7 protein-coding genes are annotated in these 8,182 nt (G+C 71.4%); 2 read left to right on the top strand and 5 right to left on the bottom strand.

The window, feature by feature from the left end; translation table 11 throughout:
- Position 1: 1 nt before the first annotated feature.
- The 4 genes from NFU81_RS22175 to NFU81_RS22160 form a co-directional block, all read right to left on the bottom strand.
- Positions 2-814 (bottom strand): MlaE family ABC transporter permease, encoded by an 813-nt coding sequence (locus NFU81_RS22175; protein WP_422665254.1) that lies wholly within the window; start codon positions 812-814, stop codon positions 2-4.
- Positions 811-1,794, bottom strand: a complete 984-nt coding sequence (locus NFU81_RS22170; RefSeq protein WP_251492586.1) for an ABC transporter ATP-binding protein — start codon at positions 1,792-1,794, stop codon at positions 811-813. The genes NFU81_RS22175 and NFU81_RS22170 overlap by 4 nt, the downstream gene beginning before the upstream one ends.
- An 85-nt stretch (positions 1,795-1,879) precedes the next feature.
- Complete coding sequence (locus NFU81_RS22165; RefSeq protein ID WP_251492584.1) at positions 1,880-3,631, bottom strand: hypothetical protein; 1,752 nt, start codon at positions 3,629-3,631, stop codon at positions 1,880-1,882.
- Between the two features lie 297 nt (positions 3,632-3,928).
- Positions 3,929-4,561 (bottom strand): hypothetical protein, encoded by a 633-nt coding sequence (locus NFU81_RS22160; protein ID WP_251492582.1) that lies wholly within the window; start codon positions 4,559-4,561, stop codon positions 3,929-3,931.
- 455 nt (positions 4,562-5,016) lie between these two features.
- Here NFU81_RS22160 and NFU81_RS22155 point away from each other — a divergent pair, with 455 nt between their 5' ends.
- On the top strand, positions 5,017-6,270 hold the full coding sequence (locus tag NFU81_RS22155; protein ID WP_251492580.1) for a PucR-like N-terminal domain-containing protein: 1,254 nt from the start codon (positions 5,017-5,019) through the stop codon (positions 6,268-6,270).
- On the opposite strand, the gene NFU81_RS22150 is transcribed toward NFU81_RS22155, so the two are convergent.
- Positions 6,184-6,912: a carbohydrate-binding protein gene (locus tag NFU81_RS22150; protein WP_422665253.1), complete on the bottom strand. Its 729-nt coding sequence runs from the start codon at positions 6,910-6,912 to the stop codon at positions 6,184-6,186. The genes NFU81_RS22155 and NFU81_RS22150 overlap by 87 nt on opposite strands.
- A 171-nt stretch (positions 6,913-7,083) precedes the next feature.
- Between NFU81_RS22150 and NFU81_RS22145 the strand changes: the two genes are divergently transcribed.
- Positions 7,084-8,109, top strand: coding sequence for a LacI family DNA-binding transcriptional regulator (locus tag NFU81_RS22145; RefSeq protein WP_205042732.1), 1,026 nt, complete (start codon positions 7,084-7,086; stop codon positions 8,107-8,109).
- The last annotated feature ends 73 nt before the right edge of the window (positions 8,110-8,182 follow it).

Raw genomic sequence — 8,182 nt, 5'->3', positions numbered from 1 at the left:
GTCAGGCCCCCTTCTGCGGGACGAGCTGCAGGTAGATCGCGGTGAGCACGACGTTGACGAAGAACAGCAGCAGGAAGGTGATCACCACGGACTGGTTGACGGCGTCGCCCACGCCCTTGGGGCCGCCCTTGGGGTGCAGACCGCGGTAGGCGGCGACGATGCCGGCGATGAAGCCGAAGATCACCGCCTTGATCTCGCTGATGTAGAGGTCGGGCAGCTGCGCCAGCGAGGAGAAGCTGGACAGGTACGCGCCCGGGGTGCCGTGCTGGACGATGACGTTGAAGAAGTAGCCGCCGGCCGTACCGACCACCGACACCAGGCCGTTGAGCAGCAGCGCGACCAGCATGGTGGCCAGCACCCGCGGCACGATCAGCCGCTGCACCGGCGAGACGCCCATCACCTCCATGGCGTCCAGCTCCTCGCGGATCTTCCGCGACCCGAGGTCGGCGCAGATCGCGCTGCCGCCGGCGCCGGCGATCAGCAGCGCCACGATCAGCGGGCTGGCCTGCTGGATCACCGCCAGCACGCTGGCGCCGCCGGTGAAGGACTGGGCGCCCAACTGCTGGGTGAGCGAGCCGACCTGGAGGGCGATGACCGCGCCGAACGGGATCGAGACCAGGGCGGCGGGCAGGATCGTGACGCTGGCCACGAACCAGAACTGCTCGACGAGTTCGCGCATCTGGAAGGGCCGCCGGAAGGTGTCCCGTACGGTCGTGGCGGCGAGCGTCATCAACTGCCCGGTCTGGCGCAGCGCCCCGGTGCCGGGGATCGGTCGGCGCGGCGCGGACTCGCGTACGCGCACCGGTGCGGTCATGCGGGCTCTCCCTGGACCGGGGCGAGTCCGGCCTGCACCGCGGTACGGGCGGCGGCCGGCAACTGGTCCCACATCGCCAGCACCCGTGCCCGGCGCCGCTGTACGGCCTGCCGCGGCGGCAGTCCCGGACTCGGTTCCAGCTGCGGTACGACGGTGGGCGGGGCGATCGGCACGGTGCTGTCGTCGGCGAGCTGCTCCATGGCGAGGGTGGCCTCGTCCTTCTCCTCCGCCATGCCGATCGGGCCTTCGCGGCGGCCGCTGAGGAACTGCCTGACCACCGGTACGTCGCTGGTCAGCAGCAGCTCCCGCGGCCCGAAGGCGACCAGTTCGCGGCGGAAGAGCATGCCCATGTTGTCGGGCACGGTCGCGGCGATGTCGAGGTTGTGGGTGACGATCAGCATGGTCGCGTCGATCTGCGCGTTGAGGTCGATCAGCAGCTGCGAGATGTACGAGGTCCGGACCGGGTCGAGGCCGGAGTCGGGCTCGTCGCACAGGATGATCTGCGGGTCGAGCACCAGCGCGCGGGCCAGCCCGGCGCGTTTGCGCATGCCGCCGGATATCTCGCCGGGGAGCTTGGCCTCGGAGCCGACCAGGCCGACCATGTCCATCCGCTCCATGACGACGCGGCGGATCTCCGACTCCTTCTTGCGGGTGTGCTCGCGCAGCGGGAAGGCGATGTTGTCGAAGAGGTTCATCGAGCCGAACAGCGCGCCGTCCTGGAACATCAGGCCGAACAGCTTGCGGGTCTGGTAGATGTCCCGCTCGGGGCCGTTGACCATGTCGACGCCGTTGACGAGCACCCGGCCGCGCTCGGGTTTGAGCAGGCCGATCACGGACTTGAGGAACACGGTCTTGCCGGTGCCGGAGGGTCCCAGCATCACGCTGACCTCACCGGGCGGCAGAGTGAGCGTCACATCCTGCCAGACGGTCTGTTTGCCAAAGGACTTCGTCAGACCTTCGACGATCACTTCGATTCCCACGGGCACCTCCCTGGGGGCGATGGGGTCGGACGGGCGGCGTCGCGGCCGCCGGAGGGGCTGTGACGGTGGGACATGCCGTGCGGGCTCAGCGGTGCGGCGGGGTCGGGAACGGGATCTCGGGGTCGCAGTTCAGGAAGGCGCTCGGGATGCACAGCGGCCCCTGAATGAGGTTGAGCGAGTTGCCCGACCCGGAGATCGACGCGGTGAGCAGCGCGTCGACGTCGTCCCCGTGGGCGGAGCAGCCGGTGAACGGCGGGATGGTGAGCCGGTCCTGGGAGAGCGGGCCGCCGCCGATCTCGTTGTAGTCGGTGGGGCTGAGGACGCCGCCGTGGCCGGCGGTGTTGCTCAGGTCGATGCCGACCAGCTTGAGGTCCAGCGGCGCCACGGTGCGGCAGCCGGAACCGACGTCCAGCGGGGTGCCGTTGATCTCGATGTGGCTCAGCCGCAGTTGCAGCCTGCCGTAGACGGTGGTGGTGGTGACGTAGTCGTCGCCGCTGCTGCCGACGATGACCAGGGTCAGCGGGCCGACCTGGGTCAGGGTCATCACCGCGGAGGTGGGCATGAACCCGAACGTCAGGAAGGTGGACTTGGCGGGCGGCAGGTCCAGCGTCGCGATGGAGTCGAACTCGCTGTAGAGGGAGCCGTCCTCCTGGAAGCCGATCCACACACCGGTCTGGGTGACGTTCGTCAGCGCCGGATGGTCGTTGAGGTCGTTGATGACGGAGGCGCCGTTCAGCTTGCCGACGTTGGACAGACCGGTGAGGAAGGTGCACTCGGCCTGGCGGTCCGCCGGCGCGACGGCGATGTTGAACGAGCCGGGCGGACGCGGCTGCGCGTCCAGGATCTTCTGGTCCGGGTCGCCCGTCGGCACCGCGCCGCAGGTCGAGACGTCGGAGTGCGGGGGCGCGGCCAGGGCGATGGTCCCGTGCCGGGTGGTGGGCGCGGCGGTGCCGGCGGCGTCCTTCTGCATCGCGGTGCCCCGGCCGGCCCCCGATCCGGTGCCGGGTCCGGCCCCTGACGGTAAGGGCGTGGCCGGTGCGGCGACGCCGACCTCGCCGATCACCGTGGACTGGCCGGGTTTCGGCGTGCACGCGGCGGTCACTCCGCCGGTGACGCCGGCGGCCGGCCCGGCGCCGGCCGCCGGGCTCGCGGAGCCGTCCGCCGAGGCGCCGGAGGCGGCGTCGCCGGCCGGCGGGGTCCCGGCCGCGGACGCCCCGCCGGCGGCCGACGGCGTCGGGGACGCCGAGGGCGGGGCGGTGGCGCCGGCTTCCGCGTACACGGTGAGGTCCAACCGCCCGAGGTCGAACCGGACGGTGCCCGGGGCGGTGACGCTGAGCGCGGTGGCGTTCCCGGTGAACGTCAGGTCCAGGCCGTCCGCGGTGGGCGTGGAGGCGGCCCGGAGCCCGGGCCAGACCGCGTCGGCCGCGGACGAGCCCTGGGTGACCCGGGTGGTGAGCGACCCGGTCGCGGTGGCCGAGGCGGTGCCGTCCGGCAGGACCGCGCCGGCGGCGTCCTTGCCGAGGACCACCTCCACGGTCAGCGGGCCGGGCTGGATCCGCGCGCCGACCGCGCCGGTCGCCGGGTACTGCTGGTGAACGGTGACGGTGGCGTCCTCGGTCACGGCGGTGCCGGGAGCGGGCGTGGCGGAGGGGTCGCCGGAGGGGTCCGCGGTGCCGGGACCGGTGCCCGCGGTGAAGGCGCAGCTGTAGGCGAGTTCGACGGTGCCGTCGGGGCCGGTCGCCGCGGAGGGGGTGCCGGGCAGCATCCCGGCCAGTACGGCGACCGACGCCGTGGCGGCGGTCAGCGCCGCACGGCGCAGGTTCACGGCACCTCGCATCGGCTGGACTCCTCTGGCTGGCGCGTCTGCGACGCACGGACATTACGGGCGGGTAATAAGGCCGTACAAGTGATCGACGAGGGCGAATTCGGCGAGTGCCCGGTGAGGCGCTTTTCTTGTCAACCGATGACAATCCCGCAGCCGGTTCTTGTCGTCGGCTGAGCATCGGGGGCGCGGCACCCGGGGACGGCGAGCCCCGGCGGGGACGGTGCCCGCCGGGGCTCGGAGCGCACGACGAGGGAGTGCCGCCCGCCCGCGGGGCCGGGTTGCGGTGCCCGCGGACGAACGGAGCCCGTCTCAGGTCGCGTTGACCGCCAGGGTGGCCGGCGTGACGACGTAGTTCGCGTTGTAGACGACCGCGTCGCCGTTGTTGATCAGGCCGAGGCACAGGCCGCTCACGCCGGAGACGACCAGGGTGCCGGCGTTGATCGACAGCGTGTGCGTGGCGTTGGTGTACTTGCCGGTGACCGTGCCGGTGACGGTGGCGTTGCACGCGCCGGACAGGGTCGCGTTGACACCGGTGATGGAGCCGGGGGTGGCACCGCTGACGGTGGCGCCGGTGGCGTTCAGGTTCCACGGGGTGGCGTTGGCCTTCACCGTGAAGGCGATGCCGCTGATCGTGCACTGGTTCCATGCGAGCGTGGACAGCGAGGCGACCTTGATCGCCGTGGGCGCGCCGGCCGTGTAGGTGCCGTTCGCCGCCGTACCTGAGGCGGTGGCGGAGGCACAGGTGAGCTTGACGCCGGTCTTGGAGTCGGTCAGCGTCGGGCTGGTGGCGGTGGCCGTGATGGAGCCGTTGGCGTTGGTGTTCCCGCTGACCGTCGCCGAGCTGACGGAGGCGAAGGCGGGAGCGGCTGCCAGGCCGACGACCGCGGCGATCGCGGCGCCCGTGGTCACCGTCCCGGTGAACGCCCTGGTGAGCTTGCGCATGGGCTGATTCCTTCCGTGAGTCCGAGGAGTTCGACGTACCTGATAAACCGAAACCGCGCTCTTCGCGCACAACACTGCACGTCGATGGCGGAATTCGGCTGCGACTGCTATCTGGAACGTGGGGCACCGATTCCCTCGGGTGCCCTCGCAGAGCTGGACGTTACGCACGGGTAACCGAGGGGCGCAACAATCAGGTCCAAGATTCCGCCCGGAACCCTACCGTCGGGTAATTTTCTGTCACCGAGGCAGCATTGCCCCGCCGCCTTTTGTCCGCGAGTGAGCATCGCGCCCGCCGCAGCGCCGGCTCCGCGCCGCCCCGGAGCCGTGCGCCCGGCGCCCGCCGCCCGCACGGCCGACAACGTTTGCGCAACCGCGGGGCTGCGCAGCGTGAACATTTGGTCTATGTTGCAGCGAGACCACCGACGCAATGACGCGGTACGGGAGGGGGGACAGGCATGTCATTCATGCGACAGGTCCCGGATCAGGGGGAGATCGCGGGGCCGATACCGCGGGAGTTCGCCGCCATCATGCGTCCTGAACTGCCAAGTCTTTTAAAAGAGATGGCGGCTGAAATCGTCTCCGCGATCCCCGAATACGGGCACCTCCTGGAAGGCCCGAACAGCAGGGTGATCCGCTTCGGGATCGAGCAGAGCATCGCCAGTTTCGTGGACCGGGTCGCCGCGCCCACCGCCACCACGTCGCAGCGCGACGACCTGTGCCGGCGGTTCGGCCGCTACGAGGCGTACGAGGGCCGCAGCCTGGACAACCTCCAGGCCGCCTACCGGATCGGCTGCCAGGTGGCGCTGCGCCGGGTGCGCGCGGTGGGCCGCCGCTACAACCTGTCGGCGGGCTTCATGCTCACCTTCGCCGACGCCCTCTTCGCCTACATGGGCGACCTGGCGGAACTCTCCCGCGAGGGCTACGTCCAGGCCCTGGCGGAACTGGGCGAGGAGCCCGACAACCGGCGCCGGCGGCTGCTGCGCCGCATCCTCGGCGGCACCGCGGTGGCCCGCAGCGCGCTGGCCGAACTCGCCGAGCACTGCGCCTGGAAGCTGCCGGACGAGGTGACCATGGTGGCGCTCGCCCCGGGTACCCGGCCGCGCCGCCAGTCCCTGGACCCGGACATGCTCCAGGACTTCGCCGATCCCGAGCCGCACCTGCTGGTGCCCGGGCCGCTGACCGAGGCGCGCCGCGCCTGCCTCGACGACGCGCTGGGCGGCTGCCGGGCCGCGGTCGGCCTGACCACCGGGCTGGGCGAGGCGGCGGACTCGCTGCGGTGGGCCCGGCAGACCCTCTCGCTGGCCGGCAGCGGAGCCGTCACGGGAGACCCGCTGCTGCTGAGCGAGGACCACCTGCTGCCGCTGTGGCTGCTGGGCGACCCGGCGCTGGCCGACCAGATGGCCGCCAGATATCTCGCGCCGCTCGCGGCCCTGACGCCCACCCAGCAGGCCCGGCTCGTCGAGACGCTGCGGATCTGGCTGGTCACCCGGGGCACCGCGGCGCAGATCGCCGAGCAACTGGACGTCCACCCGCAGACGGTGCGCTATCGGCTGCGCATCCTGGAGCGGGCCTTCGGCGAGCAGCTCACCCGGCCCGACCAGCGGTTCGCCACCGAGATCGCGTTACGTGCCCTGCACCTGCGCGACGGCGACGCGTTCACCCGCGCCCCCCGGCGCCCGGGCAGGCCGCGGGTGCCGAAGCAGCGCTGACCGCAGACGGCGGACCCTCCCGGCACGGCGGCGGGCGGCGGCGCCCGCGACCTGCTCGAAGTCGGCCACGTCCACGGTGGCGCTGCCGGTGTCGCCCGCGTCGAGCTGGAGCTTCACCTTGCCGCCGGCTGCGACGTCCTGGCCGAGCAGCAGCCGGGAGTCGTCGAAGAAGTGGTGCGTCTTGGCGCCGGCGATCCAGCCGGTGTCCACGTAGGAGTACTGCGAGGTGACCGCCAGCTTGCCGGCGATCCTGGTGCCGTTGACGTAGACGGACACGGTGCCGGAGGCGCCGCGGGGCAGGTTCGCGGCCACGTCGACGGCGTTGGCCGGCTTGCTGAGGGTGAACTCGACGTACTTGCCCTGGCCGCCGAGGGTGACCGCACGGCGGCCCGACGCCTCGGAGGCGACGGTCGACTGCGTGTAGTCGGGGCCGACCGGTGAACCGTTGGTGGCCGCGGCCTCGGCTTCGTACTCGGTGAACGGTACGGTGGCGCCGCCGCTGACGGCGAAGGGCGAGACGGCCTGTGCGGTGGGGGCGGCACTGGCGGTCTGCGTGGTCATGGCGACGGCGAGTCCGCCGGCGGCGAGCGCCGCGGCGGTCGCCGAGGCGAGCCAGGCAGAAGTGTGACGTCTGGTGTTCATGCGGTGGGGGGGTCCCTTCTGGCGGGAGTCGCTGGTGTGACGACCGACACCCTAGGGATCACGACCTGACGCAGCAATATGTCGACCAGGTTTCGCAAAATTTGGATGACTTGCAGAGATCCCGCAAAATCACCGCAAGAATCTTGCGCCACCTGTACTAGAATCGACGCCATGACACGACGACTTGCCGAGGTGGCAAAGAAGGTCGGGGTGAGCGAGGCCACCGTCAGCCGGGTGCTGAACGGAAAGCCCGGCGTCTCCGACGCTACCCGGGCCGCGGTCCTCACCGCCCTTGACGTGCTCGGATACGAACGGCCCACCCAGCTGCGGGGCGAACGCGCCCGGCTGGTCGGCATGGTCATGCCCGAGCTGCAGAACCCGATCTTCCCCGCTTTCGCGGAGGTGGTCGGCGGCGCGCTGGCACAGCAGGGCTTCACCCCGGTGCTGTGCACCCAGACCGCGGGCGGCGTCTCCGAGGCCGACTACGTGGAGTTGCTGCTCCAGCAGCACGTCTCCGGGGTGGTCTTCTTCGGCGGGCTCTACGCCCAGGCCGAATCGCCCCACGACCACTACGCACGGCTCGCGGAACGCAACCTGCCGACCGTCCTGATGAACGCCGCCATCGACCATCTCGACTTCCCGCGGGTCTCCTGCGACGACGCGGTGGCGGTGGAGCAGGCGATGAACCACCTGATCTCGCTGGGCCACCAGCGGATCGCGCTGGTGCTCGGCCCGCCCGACCACGTGCCGTCCCGGCGCAAGCTGGCAGCCGCCCGCCGGGTGGACCCGTCGGTGACCGTGGAGCACGCGCTGTTCACCCTCGAAGGCGGCCAGGCCGCGGCGAGCCGACTGCTGGCGCGCGGCATCACGGCCTTCATCTGCGCCTCCGACCTGCTCGCGCTCGGCACCATCAGGGCGGCCCGCAGGCGTCGCCTGTCGGTGCCGGAAGACGTGTCAGTAATCGGTTACGACGACTCGTCGCTGATGAACTGCACCGAGCCGCCGCTGACCACCGTCAGGCAGCCCATCGAGGCGATGGGCCGGGCCGCCGTGGACCTGCTGGCCGGGGAGATCAGCGGTGCCTCGGTCGACCACGACGAGCTGTTCTTCGAGCCGGAACTGGTAGTACGCGGTTCCACGGGACCGGCCCCGCACCCGGCCCGCATCCCGCATCCGGAGGCCCGTACGAACGCGTAGCGGGGAGCCCTGGACGACCGTCCGCGGGGCAGAGCGCGCAGTTCACCGTGCCGGGTACCGGCGCGGTGCGGCT

It is taken from the genome of Actinacidiphila cocklensis, from assembly GCF_907177275.1.
Lineage (GTDB): Bacteria > Actinomycetota > Actinomycetes > Streptomycetales > Streptomycetaceae > Actinacidiphila > Actinacidiphila cocklensis.
This window is presented reverse-complemented; position numbering and strand designations above follow the sequence as displayed.

Bases quoted from the DNA above. Each gene is read 5' to 3' on its own strand.
- NFU81_RS22165 (WP_251492584.1), bottom strand. From the start codon at position 3,631: ATGCGAGGTGCCGTGAACCTGCGCCGTGCGGCGCTGACCGCCGCCACG.
- NFU81_RS22175 (WP_422665254.1), bottom strand. From the start codon at position 814: ATGACCGCACCGGTGCGCGTACGCGAGTCCGCGCCGCGCCGACCGATC.
- NFU81_RS22155 (WP_251492580.1), top strand. From the start codon at position 5,017: ATGTCATTCATGCGACAGGTCCCGGATCAGGGGGAGATCGCGGGGCCG.
- NFU81_RS22150 (WP_422665253.1), bottom strand. From the start codon at position 6,912: ATGAACACCAGACGTCACACTTCTGCCTGGCTCGCCTCGGCGACCGCC.
- NFU81_RS22160 (WP_251492582.1), bottom strand. From the start codon at position 4,561: ATGCGCAAGCTCACCAGGGCGTTCACCGGGACGGTGACCACGGGCGCC.
- NFU81_RS22145 (WP_205042732.1), top strand. From the start codon at position 7,084: ATGACACGACGACTTGCCGAGGTGGCAAAGAAGGTCGGGGTGAGCGAG.